This window comes from Paenibacillus taichungensis, from assembly GCF_047302525.1.
Lineage (GTDB): Bacteria > Bacillota > Bacilli > Paenibacillales > Paenibacillaceae > Paenibacillus > Paenibacillus taichungensis_B.
Genome location: NZ_CP168020.1, coordinates 1,103,510 through 1,122,937, shown reverse-complemented (window position 1 = coordinate 1,122,937; position 19,428 = coordinate 1,103,510). Strand labels below are relative to the sequence as shown.

Here is a 19,428-nt window from a genome sequence, read left to right as displayed (position 1 = left end):
CCCCTTGTGCCCATCTTCGGCCACTTCCGTATTTTAGGTGCTTTTGTCGTTGTTTTACCCTTCTTTTGGCATCTTGCAAAATACTCTTTTCTATATTATATCTATAGGAAAAGAGACGTAAAGTATTATAACATTCTTTTATTTTAGTCATGCTTTATTTTGTAAAATCTTGTGTTTATTTCACATCACCTGTTGAACGGAATCGAATGATGTAAAACTCAGGATAAAATGAAGCAAAAAAGAGCTGCAGCATACGGCAAATATCCGATCTGCAGCTCTTATGATTCGACTCCATGCAGATGGCGGGTATGGAACCAGCCATTCTTTGTATCATAACAGCTAACAGCCGCCCCTTATGCGTTTGCCAGTAACTTGTAAGAGGCCAACCTTCGCTCGTAATCCGGTCCAGTTGTCACCACAAGCAGCCGATCCGTATCCAGCCTTTGGCACACCTGCTGCAACTGATTCCAGACCTGTGCAGGTGTACCGGCATAATGCCGTTGTACTTCATTCTCATTGGCATCATCCCTCTCGTTGGTGCTGGTACTTGTGCTGATATTGTCAGACTGCGTTGTAATCTCTTTCCCAACGGCTCTGCGTCTCTCCACCATTTCGAGACTCCAGGACAACGCCTCTTCCTGCGTCTCCGCACAAAGCACACTGACAGCAACCATAACCTCCGGCTCTTTCCTATTGGCGCTGGGGATAAAGCCCTCCCGATAACGCCGCACAGCCTCCGTACCATCCGCGTCACTCATGAATTGTCCGAATACATACCCCATACCGAAACGGGCGGCAAACTCAGCACTCTTTACGTTGGTACCCAGCATCCATAAGGATAACGGAAGCTCCGGAATCGGGCGGGCCGTCACCGGATGTTCTTCATAGGTATAACGATCTTCCAGTAGTTCGGTCAGTGCCGCGAGCGATTCAGGCAACTTGGACACATGTTGCAAATAATTTCCACTCAAGGCCATCGTTGCATGTGGGCCACCCCCAGGAGCACGTCCCAAGCCTAACTCGATGCGCCCCGGGTAGAGCGCCGCCAGCAGTCGGAACGACTCCGCTACCTTAAGCGGGCTATAATGTGGTAACAGTACGGCACCGGAGCCAAGCTGGATCGTGTTCGTTCTCGCGCCAATATGGGCAAGCAACACTTCCGGTGATGCTGAGGCAAGTTCGTCCATGTCATGGTGCTCGGACGTCCAGTACCTTGAATAGCCCCAATCTTCAGCATGCTGCGCAAGTGTAACGGATTGTTGCAGCGCCTGTTCTGCTGTAGCGCCGTTCAACCTTGGAACAAGGTCAAGTACGCCCAGATTGTATTTTTCGCTGATGTTCACACCCAAGCGTCTCATCTCCCTTCGTCTCGCTTATCTCTAGTCCAGATCGTAGATGGAACCGACCTTAAGACCGTAAAGTTCATTGTAGATTTTCTCGGCAAAAGCATCCGTCATCCCGGCAATATAATCGATCACCATATGCTCCCAAGTCCAGATCGGATTCGCCTTCGCCTGATCCTTCTCATAGCGTTGCAGCCAATCGGACGGAATAATGGATTTGGACGTTTCCGGATCAAGGAACGCATCCCACAGACGCTTAATCATCCATTCACTGCGCTTTTGCAACCTCTGCACACGCAGGTCACGAATCATGGTCACCCAGGCAAAGCTCTTAAGCACACTTACTGTACGCAGCATATCGAGGTCCTCCGCGCCTTCACGGACAAACGTCACCTTTTTCCAGTCTCCGTTATCAATAACTCCCAGGCTAGCGACAAAAAGGCTGACCCAGTAAGCCTTGACCTCACGGCGAGTTCGTGAATAATCATGCTCGCAGAACGGCATTTTTTCATTCCAGATGCGCAGGAACGAAGCGAGGACTTCTTCGACTTTTTTGCCAATCGCTTCTCTTGTCCATCCGTTCCAGAACAAATCCTCCAGTGTCGTAATCTTATCCACAATCAGTCGATTGATATGCGGATCTTGCAGGAAATGCTCGTGTACTTCGATTTTTCCTGCCTTGATGCCATCTTCCAGATCATGTGCGGAATACGCAATATCGTCGCAGAGGTCCATCAGCTGCGCTTCAAGCGTCTTTTTGCCAGCAGGAATGGCCCAACGATTTCGAATCTCGTGGATATACTGCCATTCATGATGATACATGCCTTTCTTGCTCTCCGTGCCAGGGTAAGGGTACTTGTTGATACCCAGCAGCACTGCATCGGACAGGTTAAGTCCATCGATATCTTCACGTTTTTCCAAATACATAATGAGGCGGAAGTTGTGCGCGTTGCCTTCAAAATGCTCATATTTCCGCTTCAGCTCCGCGCGAATCTCCGGCTCCTGTTGGGGTGACTTGGCCCCGCGGCTCTTCTTCATGATTTTCTTGACCTCTGTGTTGATGAGATCATCGAGGATGCCATCCAGCACTTCTTCCCCTTTATGCCCAAAAGGTGGGTGACCGAAGTCATGCGCAATCGCGGCACACTCCACCACTTCCGAATCGATAATCAATCCAGGGTTGTCCGCTTGACTCCAGTCTACCTCCGGAAACCGACGAAGCAGGCTCCGTGCCGCTTCCCGTGCAATCTGTGCTACCTCCAGGGAGTGGGTCAATCGTGTGCGATAATAATCGCCCGTTCCTGCACCAAACACCTGCGATTTACCTTGCAGCCGACGAAAAGTCGGTGAATGTATCAGTCTGGAATAGTCCCGTTCATAAGCTGCCCGAGCCCCATCCAGTTTTGTTAGTTCAGGGTATTGTCTATGTTCTCTCAGATCGTTCCATTGCATGTTGATCACTCCTAGCCGACTGTCTCTATTTTGAGTGATTATACACATATTCTGCAGTTTCGAAAAGCAAAACCTGTCTGCGATTGTCATCTCTTCTCACATCAACTTGTGATGCACAGTCGTCTTCTTTTATTATACCCTGCCAGACTACCATTCGTGCACCTAAATGATAATGATATAAAATGAAATCACAATTTACATTACATCACTCCGCTGACAGAAACCAAATAAGTACTCGCTGTGCAAAGTGGCCGTTCCGGTTACGGATCGTTCTTCCGATCGCTGTTGTCTCCAGGTTTTCTGAATTCCCTTTTTAAAGGGGTAAACCCGGAGACAAAGGCGAACGCTACGCTTCTTCAGAATCGATTCCGTCCCCTCCACTACTTTCGCTGCCCATAAATACAATAATGGTATTCACCATTTTCTCGCAAAAAAATAGTGAAGATCAAGTTCAAATTATAAAAATATCATATGAAATTTGATGATATGATAGTCTGTCTTCCTCATCCCCTCCCTGTATGAGTAAGGAGGTGAAAATAAAAAAAAACCGACAGGACGGAAATGTCCTGTCGGGGTGGAGATTATGGGTTACACCATAACTTTGCAGATATCGTTGGTGAACTCTACCGGGTCTTGAATTGGCAGTCCTTCGATCAGCAATGCTTGATGGTACAGCAGGCTTGTGTAAAGGCTCAGCTTTTCTTTATCCTGAGCGAATGCGTCTTTCAGGGATTTGAAGACATCGTGATTTACGTTGATCTCCAGCACTTTATCGGCCTGTACATTTTCGCTGTTCGGCATAGCTTTCAGGATTTTCTCCATCTCAATCGTCAGCTCACCTTCAGTGGACAAACATACCGGGTGGCTTCTCAGGCGTTTGGAAGCTTTAACAGCTTTTACTTTGCCGTCGAGCTGCGCTTGCATCGCTTCGAACAACTCTTTGTTGTCGTTGTCCTGTGCGTCTGTTTCTTCTTTGTCTGCACTGTCCTCGATGCCCAGGTCACCGCTGGAGATGGATTTGAATTCTTTCTCTTTATAATTCGTGATCATCTTAATTGCAAACTCATCGATGTCGTCGGTGAAGTACAAGACTTCATAACCTTTGTCGAGTACACCCTCGATCTGTGGCAGCTTCTCAATCCGTTCAATGGATTCACCAGATGCGTAGTAGATGTACTTCTGATCTTCAGGCATTCTGGAAACATACTCGTCCAAGCTAACCAGTTTCTTCTCTTTGGAAGAAGAGAACAAGAGCAGATCCTGTAGGGTGTCCTTGTTCACGCCATAGTCGCTGTATACGCCATACTTCAGCTGACGACCAAACGCTTGGTAGAACTTCTCGTAGTTCTCACGCTCGTCCTTGAGCAGGCTTTGCAGCTGGCTCTTGATCTTGTTCTTGATGTTCTTCGCGATCAGGCTGAGCTGACGATCGTGTTGCAGCATTTCACGGGAGATGTTCAGGGACAGATCTTCCGAATCCACCATACCTTTGACAAATCCAAAGTAATCTGGCAGCAAATCACCGCATTTGTCCATGATCAATACACCGTTAGAGTACAGTTCAAGCCCTTTTTCATACTCTTTTGTATAATAATCAAACGGTGTGTTCTCCGGGATAAACAGGATCGCATTATATACCACTGCGCCATCCGCGCTGATGTGCAGATGTTTGAGCGGTTTGTCAAAACCGTAGCGTTTTTCCATATAGAAGTTAGTATAGTCTTCTTCGGTCAATTCGCTTTTATTTTTGCGCCAGATCGGCACCATGCTGTTCACGGTTTGCTCTTCTTTGTATTCTTCGAATTCGTTCTCCGTACCCTCTTTCGGACGCTGACCTGTCACATCCATCTTGATCGGGTAGCGAATGAAGTCGGAGTATTTCTTGACGATGGATCTCAGGCGGTACTCTTCCAAGAATTCGTCATACGAATCTTCTTCGGTATTTTGCTTAATGGTCAGGACGATTTCCGTACCCACGGAGTCTTTCTCGGCTGGAGAGATCGTGTACCCGTCTGCGCCTTCGGATTCCCATTTCCATGCTTCGTCGCTGCCCAGCGTTTTACTGGTTACCGTCAGCTTGTCCGCCACCATAAATGCGGAGTAGAAACCAACCCCGAATTGTCCGATGATGTTGTGACCGTCTTTGGCTTCATTCTCTTTCTTGAACGCCAGCGAGCCGCTCTTCGCGATGACCCCCAGATTGTTCTCCAGCTCTTCCTGGGTCATCCCGATTCCTGTATCAGTGAGCGTAAGCGTACGGTTCTCTTTGTCGATGGTGAGCTTGATGTAGTAGTCCTCTTTGTTGAAGACGAGTGTGTCGTCAGTCAGCGCTTTGTAATATATTTTGTCAATGGCGTCACTGGAGTTGGAGATCAGTTCTCTCAAAAAGATTTCTCTTTGGGTGTAAATGGAGTTGATCATCATATCCAGCAAGCGTTTGGATTCAGCCTGGAATTCTTTTTTAGCCATGAATGGGTGTCTCCTTTCAAATTGGATATAGAATGATGATTAGATTGAATATAGAAAGTAAACCTTTGAATACTCCCATGCAGAATGTTACGTTGCTAGAAAAGCCTTCAATCGCTTTTAACCCCAGATTTTTCTGATTTCATATTCAGGGCTCAACACTAATACAAGTAATTGATGTTCTTCTGGTGACCGTTCCGGTTACGGATCGTTCTTTCGATCGCTGTTGTCTCCAAATTTTCTTGAACTATTCTGAAATGGTTAGAAATTCGGAGACAAAGGCGAACGCTACCGCTTCTACAGAATCGATTCCGTCCCCTTCACTACTGAAGCTGTTTCGCCAAATACTTGATAATGCTAAGACATCTTTAAAGCGGAAAAATCCGGTGAGACAAACTACGATTCCCAAAATCTTTTCTAGCCTCTTCACTCTCATGTACTATTCAAGTTTAACTTTATCCATATTCAAAATCACAATCATTCCATATGTAGTCGTTTAATGTAAATTCATTTGTTAGCACTCTGATGATCGGAGTGCTAAACCCTTTCCTTTTATATAACATATGGGAAAATTGGGTGTCAATACGAAGGCGGTTATTTTAACAAAATGATCGAATAACACTTCAAGTTTTGCACATCTCTAACCATTTTAGCTCAATACATCATGCAACACAAAAGCCGCCTCGAACAAAAGTTCGAACCGGCCTGGTGTCAGATTGTAATGAGTATGGAATCATTGGCAAGCCACACGCTAACAAACCTTACCGACGTTAATTGGCCTTTTTAGGATGATTTCGTAACCTAACGAATCGGAGACACGCTATTCCTCACCTTTAGCCGACCTTTCGAGACTTTCCGTAGGTTTTTCGCAAAAAAGCGTGTGTGAAATTCGTTAGACTGGCAAATGGGCAGTAAATCGCAGAATAAGGCATCCTAGGTTCGTTAGTTTTGAACAGAGTCGGAGATTTAGGTTAGCGATAATAATAGAGATGCAAATCTCTACTTTTTGGCCATCTTTGGATCAAGGGTATCGCGCAGACCATCCCCCAGCAAGTTGAAACCGAGCACGGTAAACATGATGGAAAGTCCAGGGAAAATAAGCGTCCACGGCGCTTTTTGCAGAAACTGGCGGGAATCCGACAGCATTTTGCCCCATTCCGGGTCTGGTGGTTGCGCCCCCATGCCGAGGAACCCAAGCGCAGCCGCTTCAATAATTGCTGTTCCAATCCCCAGTGTGCCTTGTACGATGAGCGGGGTGAGGCTATTGGGCAAGATGTGCCGGAACAGAATTCGCATATTGCTAGCCCCCAGCGTACGCGCTGACGTAATGAATTCCTCCTGTCTCAAGCTAAGTACCCTTGAACGCACCAGTCGTCCGTAGGTCGGGATGTTCACGATCGCTATCGCGAGCAGTGCATTTTGCAAGGACGGGCCGAGAATCGCCACAATGGCGATTGCCAGCAGGATGGCGGGAAAAGCGAGCAAGATATCGAACAAACGCGAGATGAGCATGTCAGCCCATTTTCCATAATATCCAGCAATCAGGCCGAGCAATGTGCCCGCAATAATAGAGCCAATAACAGAAAAGAAACCAACCCACAATGAAATGCGTGCTCCGTACAGCACTCTGGAAAATACGTCACGCCCCAGATCATCGGTACCAAACCAATGCTCTGCCGAAGGGGCTTGCAGACGATCTGTGAGCACCTGCTCTTTGTAATCATACGGGGCAATATACGGGGCAGCAAAGGCCATCAAGATGAAAAAAACGATAATGATCAAGCCTGCCAGCGCAAGCCGATTTTTCCGAAACGTTCTCCAGGCTTCCCGCCATGGACCTGATGCAGGTGCCGATGCGGCGTCAATGGATGCTCCGGTATTGGTCGATAATTTGGCCATGCGGCGTCTCCCTTCTTGGATATGAATGAAATACAAGATCAACGAGTTCTATTACACTCAAGCACTACGATTGCAGTACCATCTTCCGATCGCTGTTATCCCCAGATTTTATTGATCCACCTATTTAAAGGTGAAAATCCGGTGATAAATGCGAACGCTTCGCTTCTACAGATTGGTTCTGCACTCTTCGTGTCGTGTAATTTTTTAAAGATTTTATATTAAGTTCCATTCATCAACCCAAATGATGAATTTCCTATTTATAACTAATACGCGGATCAAATACGGCGTACAGCAAGTCCACAATCAGGTTGATCACTACGAAAAAGAATGCCACGATCAGAATGCCGCTCTGGATCACCGGATAGTCCCGCGAACTAATTGCTTCATATATATAGCGACCAACGCCAGGCCAGGCAAAGATCGTTTCGGTCAGCACGGCTCCACCTAGCAAAGATCCAGTCTGTATGCCGATGACGGTGAGCACGGGAATAAACGCATTTTTCAACGCATGTCCATATACGACGAAAAACGGGCCCAATCCCTTCGCCTTCGCGGTTCGGATATAATCCGAACTCATTACTTCGAGCATGCTGGAACGTGTCATCCGGGCAATAACGGCCATCGGAATTGTCCCAAGCGCGATACTTGGCAGCAGCAAATGTTTCGTTACCGTCCACAGCTGGTCCCAACGTCCGGCAATCATCGTATCCAGCACATACAAGCCCGTAATGGCTTCAATCGGATCACGTGCATTCATTCTGCCGATGGATGGCAGCCAGTGCAGTTTGTTCGCAAACAGCCATTGTTCCATCAACCCAAGCCAGAAGATCGGCATCGATACACCCACCAATGCAATGACCATGCAGCAGTAATCAAACCACGAGTTATGCTTCCAGGCACTGACGATCCCAGCATTCACTCCAACAATGATCGCAAACAGCATACTCGCCATCGTTAATTCGAGGGTCGCCGTCAGATAGGGCACAATTTCCTGGGCAATGGGAACCTTGGTACGAATGGATGTGCCCAGATCTCCCTTGAACAGATCGCCCAAATAGGCGAAATATTGTTGAGTCCATGGTTTGTCCAGTCCGAGCTGGTCCCGCAGAGCTTGCTTGGATTGTTCGGTTGCCTTTTGCCCGAGTATGGTCTCGGCCGGATCACCCGGAATAGCGTGGATAATGGAAAAGACGATCAGGGTCATGCCCAGCAGCACGGGCAGTAACACGAGTACACGTTTGACGATGTAACTGTTCACTCCTCATTCACCTGCCTTTAACGTATAAAAAGCGCTGGCAGACATGCATGCTTTAGATAGTTACGTCCAGATGTGGGTTCTGCCAAGCATTGCGTGTACGCCAGCGCTTTGAACTAATGGATCCTATTTAGTACTAAATTCAGCTCATATATAAGTTATTCAAAGTAGGCATTGGCATAGGATTCCGTGCCCAATGGGGACGGTACGAAATTTTTCAGGTTCGCTTTACCTGCCAAGATGGGAGTGGTGTGCACAAGTGGAATCCATGGAGCATCTTCCTTAATAATCACCTGCGCTTGCTTGTACAGTTCCGCACGTTTGTCCTGATCCGTTTCTTTCTGCGCACTCGTCAGCAATGTATGCAATTCTTCGTTTACGTAGAAGCTCCGGTTGTTGCCCGGAATTGCATCCTTATCGAGTAGCGTGTACAGGAAGTTATCCGGGTCACCGTTATCACCGGTCCAGCCAAGCATGTAAATATCGTCTTTCTCCCCGGCTTTGGCATCATCCAGATACGTTGCCCACTCTGGTGATTCAATGTTGACGGTCACTCCGATTTTCTCGAAATCGGCCTGGATCGCTTCGGCAACTTTCTTGCCATCAGGCATATACGGCCGGGATACTGGCATGGCATAGAACGTTACCGGGTCAGGCAATCCGTCAGGGTAGCCGGCTTCAGCAAGCAGCGCTTTTGCTTTTTCCAGATCGTAAGCATAGTCCTCAATACTGTCGTTATACCCCCACAGCGTTGGCGGCATCGGGTTTACCGCTGGCTGCGCTTGTCCCGCAAAGAAAGCATCAATAATGCCCTGTTTGTTTACCGCGTGATTGAGCGCTTGTCTTACTTTCACGTTATCAAACGGTTTTTTCTTAAAGTTAAAACCAATGTATGACACGTTAAATGGTGGACGCTCGATTTTTTGCAGTTCGCTATTTCCCTCAAGAATGGACAGATCATCCGGGTTCAGATCCTCCATGATATCAATCTCGCCGTTTTGCAGCGCATTGAAGCGAGCCGTGTTATCCGGAATGGAGCGCACAATCACTTTGTTCAGCTTCGGCAGTCCCTCTTTCCAATAATTCGGATTCTTCTCCAAGGTGATGGAGTCGTTCCGCTTCCACTCTTTGAACACAAACGGGCCTGTGCCTACTGGCTCGCTCTTGAAATTTTCTTTTTTCTCCTGAATCGCAGTTGGACTTGCAATGCCAAATGGCGTCATCGCAATGTTTTGTAGGAAAGGCGCTTGTGGCTGGTTCAGGGTGAACTCGACCGTTGTCTCGTCAATCGCCTTCACTTCCTTAATCACGCGTCCGTCTTCCGGACCAAACATGGAGTCATAATAGTCGAAGGAATCTCCCTCGAATTTATATTCACTGGCCGGATCACTCCATCGGTTGAAGTTGAACACCACAGCCTCTGCGTTGAAGTCAGTACCATCGTGGAATTTCACGCCGGACTTCAGCTTGAAGTCATACTTGAGTCCATCCGCCGAAATCTCCCAGCTCTCAGCTAGTCCAGGAACAACCTCGGTTCCACCTTCCTTGTAGTCCAGCAACGAGTCGAATACCTGATGTCCAATCTTCAACGACTCCCCATCCGTAACTATTGCCGGGTCCAATGCCACGGAATCTCCGCCGCGTCCCATAATCATTGTATCCTGTGTTGCCACTTCTGCCGGAGGTTCGCTACCTTCCGCCGGAGCAGGGGAATTGCCTGTACCCTCGTTACTGGCGCTGGAGCAGCCCGATAGAATCAACACTGTGCTCATGGCCATTGCCATGACCCCGGATAACCACTTTTTCCTCATTCGCATACGTACAACACCCTTCCCTGTCTCATAATGTGTGTGATACTGGCGTGAAAAAACTCCAATGATTACAATCGATCGGTTTGGTGCTTTGTATCATATGAAAGGCTTTAGATGCCTTTGATACCTGTCATGTAAATCTGGATAAGTAAAGCGTATATATGAAATGTAAACCGGGATGTAACCGTACACATTTTGTTAGTTTTTTCGGATGATGTGACGAGTTATAAATACCTGTGGTTGTTGCTTAATAATTGAACTTAGGTCAATAAGCAATAGTAGAATGGTACCGACTTGATGGCGGCCGACAAAGCTGATTTTGAGAGTACGATAGTTTTGTCTGGTGTGGAGTTTGGCTTGGAGTTAGATCATCATGGCTAAAGTGTAATGGCCTAGAATCTAATAGTGGCAATTAGCTGGAACAGAAAGTAGGTAAACAGGACATTTAAGTGGTTTCTCAAGCAGGTTGGATTGGATTGTTTCAATACGTTGTGAGATTGATCTACAGATGTTGGATTTTACAACAGGGAGACATTACAATAACTTTTCATGTTATAGTCTTGTCATGATGAGGAGGATTGTGTAAATAAACAGTGGTGAAAATCGATTTCGTGTAACTTACTTTACATCACATTCATCAATTAGACAAGAGATTTACGGACATAAGTCTTCAACTTTATTATATATGTTAATATCATTTACATAAAACACAAAAAAGGAACACCATTCGACAAAAATCGTCGTGTGTCCCTTATTGTGTTCCCTCTTTTAAAACCAGATCCAACTTATATTTTAAGTTATGTCAGCTTATTTTTTGAATAAACCTCTACGGTACATAACCGTGATGAAACGGTAAAAATCATAACTCGCCCCATTATCGATGCTGAACAATGGATTTTTGGTATCATACGCCAGTGCTGCATCGACGGCCGCTTTCGCCCAGACTGGAACTTCCATCTGCTGGCGCGCCTGCAGTTTATCGACCTGAAACTTCAATGCATCAAACGCTGCTTTCTCTTCGGCTGTCATCGGTTCGCCCCCTTTCGGTGGTTCGGTTGGATTCGTGGGATTGGTCGGTTCGGATGGCTCTGGCGGCTTTGGAGTTGCTGTTGCATATCTTGCTCTCAATTCCGCTGTCGATCCTTCAAACTCGTTCATATCCACGTTGCCGCTGATTCCGTTCACCTTGCCCGAGTCCGTGTACTGCCAGAACGTCCAACGTTTCCATGCAGGCTGGTCATTCGGTACACGTGTGTTGCTGTAACGCGCAATCCAAAGATCGTATGAGCTCATCGAAGGTTCAAAATTGCCGGCAAATGAATTGCCCGTGTATATAATCGGTTTCGCACCCGTGAGACGTTGCAACTCCGTTAAAAAAGCCTTAGCTACCGTGTTGATCTGAGCTTTGCTCAGGTTACCCGGATTGTTCTCGTAGTCCATGACAGGAGGTAATTGTAGCGCCTTGGCGCCTCCTACTTTTTGCAGTGTATTGGCATAATGCGCCGCTTCAGCCTTGGCACCATCGGTAGTCGTTGCGCGAAAGAAGTGGTACGTTCCTATCAGCAAGCCTGCCCCCAGTGCGCCGGTTACATTTTTCTGAAAGTTCGGATCGATATACGTCTGCCCTTCCGTGGCTTTGATGAACACAAACGTCATACCGTTTGCCTTCACTTTGGCCCAATCGATCGTGCCTTGATAACGGGAGACGTCAATGCCCTGCGTATTGCCCGAGCTTCTCGTTTGCATGTTTCTCACACCCTTTATGCGGCAAATTGCCGTTTGTATATAGTTAATGCTTGGGGATCTGGGGTTGCTTGTGTGCGTGTCCCTGATGTTGGTAAAAGGTAAATTGGGATGGCTATAGATTACGTCGATTTTGCTATTTGGGTAAGATTAGGTGCTGCTTGGTCAGTCTGCTTTGAATTCTATGTCGGTGCTATTAACTTCTATTGTTGTGTATTGGTTTCCATTAACTAACTAAGGAAAAAATACCAAGTCGGTACATAACCGTTCCAGATACGGATCGTTCTTCCGATCGCTGTTGTCTCCAAATTTTCTTGATTCATTTTCTTAAAGGTTAGAGATTCAGAGACAAAGGCGACCGCTACCGCTTCTTCAGAATCGATTCCGTCTCCTTCACTACTTGTAGCCAATGGATCAGACTATCGATTCAAATATTTTCTCTCTCTTGCTACTAGGCACATTTAAATGAATGCTAAGTCCTTACTTCGTTTCATCTCTGGTCTGTTTATCAGTGTCCTCATGATCTGACTGTACAAAAGATTCTTTGGAATCAGGAGTATAGTTACCGGGAATACCCCCGTCTCCGCCCTTACCCTTGAGCACTTCAATGGCCTGCCGAATCACAGGCGGAATCGGTGCACCCAATTTACCGCCATTTTCAATAATGGACAACAACTCATTCGCGATATAAAAAAAGGCGACCGCATCCCTGAACAAATGTCCGTCTCCCAGAACACCGTCCACCAGATGAGCCACCGATACCATTGCAAATATAAATACCTTTCGGGCGATGCCGAACATTCCGACATTACTCTCCAACTTGCCACTCATCCCCGCCGCCGCGATGCCGGTAAGGTAGTCGAGGATGACGAATACGAGCAATACGCCGAGTACGCCTGACCAGCCACCGAAGAAATAGGTTGCTGAGCTGGTTAGGAGCGCAAGGAGCCATTTCCATAGGGTGTCCCATCGTTCCATGGTTTCACCTCCTTTAGTTTGCTTCTACTGCTTAAATAGTTAATAATCTTCAACCCACCTTGGAATCGTTATCCTGATTAACACTACCATTTTCATGAAGCCAAGTAGAACTACCTATGTGAACCAAATTCTATAAGACACTGTTATTCTGTTGCAAAATAATTGTATGTCCTTTGATCTGTTATTCCTGTTCCACTAACATTAAATCCATTTACAGTAGGTACGATCTTATCATCCGTAGACAAACCGTTATCGAGACCTACTACTCTGTTAAGAAAACGCGTACCGCCTAAGCTGTAATTATTTCTTGGTGAATCCTCGCTGTAAACACCAAAATAAATATTGCTGGGCGTGTTAGTAGCATTCGCAAACGTAATGTTGCGTGGTTTAAAGCCCAATCCAGTTGCTGATCCAGCCCCATTCGAGCCTATAACAAATTGTCCTGTTGCAAATCGCTTACCATTCTTAATTAAGTGTATCTTACTGGCAAGCGTTAACCACGTGTCATTCATGGATGCGCTACTTCCCATGGCGTTAATGGCATCCACGATCCCATTTTTAGCATCAACGCCAGATTGAAAAACGTCAGGACTCCATTCACTCCATATATTATCCATGCAGGTTCTCATGTATAAAGTAGGCGTATTATGAGTATCCAGTCTTGATGCGCGTTGGATTACATGAGTTGGAGCGTTTGAATGCACAAGTACCTCAACGTAAAACCAAGCATTAACAACGCCCCCCGGCACATTTACAGCGTTGAAGCAATCGTATTGCCCACCATTCTTAATATTATTTAAGTTTGAATTGTGTGGAAGTTGAATAATACTTCCATTATCCTGCGTAATTTTGTACTTTTGCCATGGCTTATTATCGACGTAGTTTTTAAGCACTCCTCCGTCTGCAGCGGAAATTTCCAGCATGGATAACGACGCCGTGTTCTGATGCACACTTTTAGTCAGGTCTGTCAGCAACGCCTTTTCGTTTACTGAGATTGAGCCGAGAAAAGATGTAACCGGGGACACATCCTTCATCAAGTAAGTGACGGAATATGCTGCTGATGGATTATACTGGTGTCCATATATTGCAATTGCCTTTCCATTGTCTTGGCCTTCAAACACCCCCCACCCAGTAGGTTTCAAGTGTCCATTTTCGTATAGTGCAATCCATTTATCGACCGCGTAAAGAGTGGCATTCCCCATTGTCTTCCCAGTATTAATGTCGTAATTGTCAAATTTAATAGGTTTAGCAGGTTCCCTTAACACTATCCCCGTTCCTACTTCCACCTGATTACTGCCCTCAGTAAACGTCAATTGACCTTCTGACGTGATTGATTCGACAGTTGGCGTTGCAAGTTGGTAAGCGAGTTGGTACGGTGTATACAAATTGCCTAGAGAGTCCGTACCCGCGAGAGTTGTTGGGAGAGCCGTTGTATAGTCGACGCCATTTGCTAAAGCTATAGAGTCCAACATCCGCGTAATACGTATCCAAACTTTCGTGCCAGTACCGTCGTACGCTGTAGCCCGAGGCGAACCATTTACGCTCATTTTCCATCCCATGAAATACGCCTTAATCTCGTCTGGTGTAGGTGTGTATGAGTCTCCCCATCCGCTGTCTGCACTTGAAACGCCTATTCCTAAAAATACACCATTTGCTCCTGTGTCCCAATCTCCTCTGCTGTATTGATCCACATTTAAAGAAGGTGATCCATCAGATAAGCGAACTCCATTGAATTTAGTTGCCATAGGGAGATATTTTTTATTTCTATCTGTTATTCCGTCCATTAATCTGACACACTTTCCTCCTGCGTATGAATTAAAAAAGGAGTATGTGTATGTGGAATCGAACGATATCTTTTTCCACTTCGTTAGTTTGTAATACTGCCCTTCCTTCTCAAACACTTCGTCAGCATTGGCCCCGGTTATTGGATCAGCGTATAAATCCGTTTGCAATGCGAGCATAGCATCTTCACGTGGTTTGAATGGTTTGGTTGTCGTGCCGAGCGCTATCATCGGATTTTTGAGTGAAGCTGGATTCCCTCCTGATGACGCTCTCCATAAGAAGTTAATCTCTGAATTTTGTCCGCTATTAAAAGTGAACGTTGAATCATTAGTCCAAGGTCTGAGTGGTGCAGGAGTTTGCAGATCTAAAGGGTACACCGATGTGCTTAAATTTAAAAATGTTTCGGCGCTAAACGTGTAATTCGTATTGGGCATAACATTAAACTTCACGATTGTGTATCCTGTTGCGTCAGCTCCTAATAAATTTGACCATTCATACGGACCGTTTACATAATTACTTGAGAGGACAAATGATGAGTTCATAAGTGAAGGCAACAAATTCTCTCCATAACGAATCGCATACGGATTTCGAACGGGTTGGAGACTGTCGACGTAAGGATACTTTAAAGCCATTTGACTGGATGTTAGGGACTTATCCTCATCAGAAACTTTGTAGATAGCTGCATTAGAGAACTGCACTTGTGATCCGTTCGAAGCTTCATAAGTAGCATATTCCGCAGTTAATTTAAATCCAAATGTCGTGTCCCAACCATCCACAATAGCTTGATTAACAGTAATGACCCCATACATATCATAGGTTGATCCGCTAACAGGGTTATCAATGTTCATTGCTGTAAATCTATTGAGAGTATTTGAATACAGGTAAAGCTGTAATTGTTTAGCTGTTCCAACGATATGAGTAGCGCGAACCCGCAAAAACAGTTTATCGCCTACCTTAGGATTTAGAGCTGAAATATGATTATAATTCGTCAATTGTGGGTTTACGCCCGTTCCGTTACCGGTGACCATTATGACATTATTCGCGACTGTTCTTGTGCCCAACCCTACGTTCCATCTCGTAACATCCCCGAAATTACCATCACGCCCCAACAAGTTCACCAGCGTACGGCCCTTAATACCTTCCAACTTAATTGCCGAGGCACGTTCCGCATTAATAATCTGTAACCCAGGCTCCAACTTAACGGATCTCCGCTTCTCCGTATTCAGCCGATCCTGAATACTCTTCACCTGCTCAGCTGTCTCCCCAGATTTTCCCTCCAATTGCTCCGCAAAATCATCAACCTTCTCCCAGTTCTGATCCAAATACTTATCCAGATCAAAATAGGTTGTCGATGGCGATGAACGGTCAATCTTATTCAATCCCAAATTCGGTGTTTTTGGTTCATTCATTTATGCTCCACCTCCTGCAAATTTATCCTGTCGGGTCTGTTCGATCTCATCCAGCGTCATACTTTCAACCTCCGCAATCGTTAAATACCGTAGACGGTACTCCACGGTCATATGTGCCGGTTTAATATCCTCAATCGCTGCCTTCAGATCATCCAGATTGGGCGGCAAGCCCCAAGTGTCGATGAAGCGGATTCGGATCGAGTAATCCTCGGGCGACACGGATACATCAATCCCGCCACTTTCGTAGGCCTGCGCTACGTTTTTGAGCATGGAGCCAGAGACTTTGCCGCTACCACGCATTTTGGAAATGATCACGGATCTCCGCTGGTCGTCCGGCTTGGCTTGATTCGTCGGAATCTGCAAATCCCGCTCATACCGATCCAACGCCCATGTCGCAGACTCCGGGTAGAACTGGTCCAATACCCCATCCATCCCCTTAACCAGCCTGTCCAACTCCTGGCCTTCCGTTTGCGTGAGCAACTGCATCTCCAGCACATTTTCATACAACGGCGGCAAAAGAGTCATTAATACCTCTGCTTTGCTCATGTCACCTTCACCGTCCCGAGAACGGCGACTGCACCAGGTGCAATCTCCAGGTTGGACATACCACCATTCACCAGCAGATCGCTGTAATCGATCACAGGCGGAATATCCAGAATGACATTGGCAATACGCGTCCAGCGAACAAGCGGATCGGCAAACGCCAATTCTTTCAGATAAGCAGTAACCCCCGCTTCAATCAGCGTTTTCACACCGTCGTACGTTGAGCCTGATGCAAGCGTGACCTGCACCTCGACATGAATGGGCACTTCTTCTGCTCCCACTACCGTAACCACGGGTCCAATTGGGGCAGCGCCTTCACCCATCCCATCCTGCGTGGGATCGATATATTTCTGCACCGCCTCAATTACCGCCTCAGCGGGTGCGTGCATTTCGTTGTTTAACAGCGCTACTTTTACCGTGCCCGGACCGTCCCATAGGGGAAAAGCTTTTGCTTTCCCAACCCCAGAATTTTCCCGCGCCCACAGTTCATATTGATATTTGTTTGCACTTGTTACCGGACGGGAAACTTTATCCTGATATCGGTCGTATAACGCCTGATCTGTCTCTTCGTCTTCACCCGGAACCAGCAACTGAGTCAGTTCAGCTGTCGTTAGCCCGGCTATATAATCAATAGGCAGCAGCGCACCTGTATATTCATTGCCTTCCGCTCCGGCTACTTCACACTCCAGCACATACTGCCCTGCCGAGATGCGTTCCACAACAACATACACCCGATCCCCCGTGGAAAAACGACTCTCCAAAGGAACTTCAACAGGCTTACCTTCGTTATCCCGGAAACTACCAATCCAACGTGCCTTCGTGGCCGCTTTCCGACTAATGCCTGACCAGGCCACCGCTCGGTCAAGATACTCCCCGGAAGCCGTGTCCGCAAATTTCAGATTGGCGTTCACATCCAGCTCAATATACATCTGAGCCATCTCCACAGCGGCTGGTGCTAACGCATCATAGATAATGCTGCCTTCACGTTTGTCCACACCATCCGGTACCTTGTCCAGCATCCGGTCCAAAATGACTTCAAACGTCTGTCCCTCATACATTCAAGTTCACCTCCGTTTCTCCCCTAAAGCTGCCAAAATCCGTTTCCACGGTAAAAGAAACCCGTACCCCATCGGCTTCGTGGACAAAATCAAACTCCGTTACATCCGAAATGCGATCATCCGGAAGCAACGCTTCTCGAATCCAGCGTTCCAATTCCGATTCAACCATGGATCTCCCGGCTATTCCTTCCCAGGACCACTCCATACCGTAATCCGAGGAATAGATTAGATGCTCGTAGCGGTGTGTGGACAACGCTTTATACACCGCCTGTTTTACCGCATCTTTTCCATCCAGTTGCAATCTCCCGATTCGTTGCCCCGAAGGTTGAAGTACATAAGTCAGACTTGGAAGAACAGCCGTCTCTTCCTGATCTTCTGTACTAATCTGCGCACCCTGTGGAATCATGGATTCACCAGCCGATCCAGCACGACAAAGCTGTCCCCGCCTTGAACACGTAACAACAAGACATGGTCGCCCACTGTCCAAGCTTTGTTCACTACGGATTCCGGCAGTACCAGAAAAGGCTCAGCCAACGCCAGCCGTTGTTCAACGGTAATCTCCAGAGGCTGGGTGTTTGTCACACTTCCGTACATTACCTGAACAGGAGCTTTGGCATCCACGGCGGCCACCGCCGCCTTTTTAATCACGTCCAGCATCATTTATCGTTACACCACCTTCAAATCCAGTGACATCGTGTGCACGCCCCCCTGTACCTTATGCGTACATTCGTCTACCAGAAAATATTGATTGATCTTCAGTTCGTTGATCTGAATATTGACAAAACTGCCTGCCCTTACCTTGAAATCGCCAAGCGCATCCACTTTCAATGTCTGTGTCTCGCGGTTACGGAGCGTCATCAGGGTCTTCAGCATGGCATCAATCTGGCCTTCGTTCAGACCATCGTCCGCTTTTTGGTACAAAAAAAGCAGCCCCCATTGACGGATGCTGCCTGAATCCTGATGCACAAACGTTTCTCTTTTGCCCGTATCCTTGTTGTCCCGATACAACTTAATCTTGTTATACGTCTGGTCGTCAATCGACCGAGTATAGCTGTAATCCGTGAGCAGACTGTTATCCCCAATGACAAATCCATAAGGCATCTCTTCCACATCCCGAAGCACCAGCTTGCCGAAATCATCGTAGAAGATGTAGTTTTTGCCGCCATAGATCAACGTTCGATCCAGAGCTTCACAGATCATGTCAATTAACTTTTTGTTATCAAACAACATGCGCGGAATAACATATTTCGGCTGAATCAGCTCGCCCACCTTCAACTGAAAGTCGGTAGCAATTCGTTTAATTACATCCGTAGCGGTTGCGTTAACGAACTTGTACGTCTGATTCGCGGTCAGATAACGAGTCTGGTCGTAGGCTTTGATTTTGACACTTTCGTCTTTGCCGCTATCCACAGAGAAGATATATCCGTAAAATATGCCTACCTCATTGCTGATATATTTCACGACATATCCATTCTCATATGTGAATTTCGTATTCTGGTACAGACTGCCCTTGATCAACGTGAATTCCAGAGAGGAAGGCTTGCCGATGCGGGAGGTTTTGTACGTAATGTCGCCGGCAATCTCGCTAATGTCCCAGATGTTGCCCTGCTTGTCATCGAGCCATAACCGCTCTTTCATGTTTCCCTGCTTATCGTCCAAACTTATCTGCTGCTGCATGTTCCCTCTCCT

General features: G+C 46.7%; 14 protein-coding genes. All 14 read right to left on the bottom strand.

Annotated elements, in window-relative coordinates:
* Positions 1–353 precede the first annotated feature (353 nt).
* The 14 genes from ACDJ58_RS05015 to ACDJ58_RS04950 all read right to left on the bottom strand — a co-directional run bounded on the left by ACDJ58_RS05015 (position 354) and on the right by ACDJ58_RS04950 (position 19,416).
* A complete protein-coding gene (locus ACDJ58_RS05015) occupies positions 354–1,358 on the bottom strand; it encodes an LLM class flavin-dependent oxidoreductase (protein WP_413376022.1) in 1,005 nt (334 codons plus the stop codon).
* A 21-nt stretch (positions 1,359–1,379) separates the two neighbouring features.
* Positions 1,380–2,795 carry a deoxyguanosinetriphosphate triphosphohydrolase family protein gene (locus ACDJ58_RS05010; protein WP_413376020.1) on the bottom strand — a complete coding sequence of 472 codons (1,416 nt, stop codon included), beginning with the start codon at positions 2,793–2,795 and terminating at the stop codon, positions 1,380–1,382.
* 588 nt (positions 2,796–3,383) lie between these two features.
* Complete coding sequence (htpG, locus tag ACDJ58_RS05005) at positions 3,384–5,264, bottom strand: molecular chaperone HtpG (protein WP_413376018.1); 1,881 nt, start codon at positions 5,262–5,264, stop codon at positions 3,384–3,386.
* 996 nt (positions 5,265–6,260) lie between these two features.
* Positions 6,261–7,160: a nickel transporter permease gene (gene nikC / locus ACDJ58_RS05000; protein ID WP_413376016.1), complete on the bottom strand. Its 900-nt coding sequence runs from the start codon at positions 7,158–7,160 to the stop codon at positions 6,261–6,263.
* A 253-nt stretch (positions 7,161–7,413) separates the two neighbouring features.
* Complete coding sequence (locus ACDJ58_RS04995) at positions 7,414–8,418, bottom strand: ABC transporter permease (RefSeq protein ID WP_413376014.1); 1,005 nt, start codon at positions 8,416–8,418, stop codon at positions 7,414–7,416.
* A 155-nt stretch (positions 8,419–8,573) separates the two neighbouring features.
* Positions 8,574–10,226 (bottom strand): ABC transporter substrate-binding protein, encoded by a 1,653-nt coding sequence (locus tag ACDJ58_RS04990; protein ID WP_413379477.1) that lies wholly within the window; start codon positions 10,224–10,226, stop codon positions 8,574–8,576.
* Positions 10,227–11,033: 807 nt separating this feature from the next.
* Positions 11,034–11,972 (bottom strand): glycoside hydrolase family 25 protein, encoded by a 939-nt coding sequence (locus tag ACDJ58_RS04985; RefSeq protein ID WP_413376012.1) that lies wholly within the window; start codon positions 11,970–11,972, stop codon positions 11,034–11,036.
* Between the two features lie 477 nt (positions 11,973–12,449).
* Positions 12,450–12,947 (bottom strand): holin family protein, encoded by a 498-nt coding sequence (locus tag ACDJ58_RS04980; protein ID WP_413376010.1) that lies wholly within the window; start codon positions 12,945–12,947, stop codon positions 12,450–12,452.
* A 143-nt stretch (positions 12,948–13,090) separates the two neighbouring features.
* Entirely contained in the window at positions 13,091–16,138 is a 3,048-nt protein-coding gene (locus ACDJ58_RS04975; RefSeq protein ID WP_413376008.1) for a pyocin knob domain-containing protein, read from the bottom strand.
* A complete protein-coding gene (locus tag ACDJ58_RS04970; protein WP_413376006.1) occupies positions 16,139–16,684 on the bottom strand; it encodes a putative phage tail protein in 546 nt (181 codons plus the stop codon). It abuts the gene before it with no gap.
* On the bottom strand, positions 16,681–17,739 hold the full coding sequence (locus ACDJ58_RS04965) for a baseplate J/gp47 family protein (protein ID WP_413376004.1): 1,059 nt from the start codon (positions 17,737–17,739) through the stop codon (positions 16,681–16,683). Before ACDJ58_RS04965 ends, ACDJ58_RS04970 begins: the two co-directional genes overlap by 4 nt.
* Positions 17,732–18,145 (bottom strand): DUF2634 domain-containing protein, encoded by a 414-nt coding sequence (locus tag ACDJ58_RS04960; RefSeq protein ID WP_413376002.1) that lies wholly within the window; start codon positions 18,143–18,145, stop codon positions 17,732–17,734. Before ACDJ58_RS04960 ends, ACDJ58_RS04965 begins: the two co-directional genes overlap by 8 nt.
* Positions 18,142–18,399 carry a DUF2577 family protein gene (locus tag ACDJ58_RS04955; protein WP_413376000.1) on the bottom strand — a complete coding sequence of 86 codons (258 nt, stop codon included), beginning with the start codon at positions 18,397–18,399 and terminating at the stop codon, positions 18,142–18,144. The genes ACDJ58_RS04960 and ACDJ58_RS04955 overlap by 4 nt, the downstream gene beginning before the upstream one ends.
* Positions 18,400–18,405: 6 nt before the next feature.
* The gene (locus tag ACDJ58_RS04950) at positions 18,406–19,416 is read right to left on the bottom strand and encodes a hypothetical protein (RefSeq protein ID WP_413375998.1); all 1,011 of its coding nucleotides are present in this window, start codon (positions 19,414–19,416) and stop codon (positions 18,406–18,408) included.
* Positions 19,417–19,428: the final 12 nt, after the last annotated feature.

Coding starts and splice junctions, on each gene's coding strand:
- ACDJ58_RS05015 (WP_413376022.1), bottom strand. CDS start 1,358: ATGAGACGCTTGGGTGTGAACATCAGCGAAAAATACAATCTGGGCGTA.
- ACDJ58_RS05010 (WP_413376020.1), bottom strand. CDS start 2,795: ATGCAATGGAACGATCTGAGAGAACATAGACAATACCCTGAACTAACA.
- htpG (WP_413376018.1), bottom strand. CDS start 5,264: ATGGCTAAAAAAGAATTCCAGGCTGAATCCAAACGCTTGCTGGATATG.
- nikC (WP_413376016.1), bottom strand. CDS start 7,160: ATGGCCAAATTATCGACCAATACCGGAGCATCCATTGACGCCGCATCG.
- ACDJ58_RS04990 (WP_413379477.1), bottom strand. CDS start 10,226: ATGAGGAAAAAGTGGTTATCCGGGGTCATGGCAATGGCCATGAGCACA.
- ACDJ58_RS04985 (WP_413376012.1), bottom strand. CDS start 11,972: ATGCAAACGAGAAGCTCGGGCAATACGCAGGGCATTGACGTCTCCCGT.
- ACDJ58_RS04980 (WP_413376010.1), bottom strand. CDS start 12,947: ATGGAACGATGGGACACCCTATGGAAATGGCTCCTTGCGCTCCTAACC.
- ACDJ58_RS04975 (WP_413376008.1), bottom strand. CDS start 16,138: ATGAATGAACCAAAAACACCGAATTTGGGATTGAATAAGATTGACCGT.
- ACDJ58_RS04970 (WP_413376006.1), bottom strand. CDS start 16,684: ATGAGCAAAGCAGAGGTATTAATGACTCTTTTGCCGCCGTTGTATGAA.
- ACDJ58_RS04965 (WP_413376004.1), bottom strand. CDS start 17,739: ATGTATGAGGGACAGACGTTTGAAGTCATTTTGGACCGGATGCTGGAC.
- ACDJ58_RS04960 (WP_413376002.1), bottom strand. CDS start 18,145: ATGATTCCACAGGGTGCGCAGATTAGTACAGAAGATCAGGAAGAGACG.
- ACDJ58_RS04955 (WP_413376000.1), bottom strand. CDS start 18,399: ATGATGCTGGACGTGATTAAAAAGGCGGCGGTGGCCGCCGTGGATGCC.
- ACDJ58_RS04950 (WP_413375998.1), bottom strand. CDS start 19,416: ATGCAGCAGCAGATAAGTTTGGACGATAAGCAGGGAAACATGAAAGAG.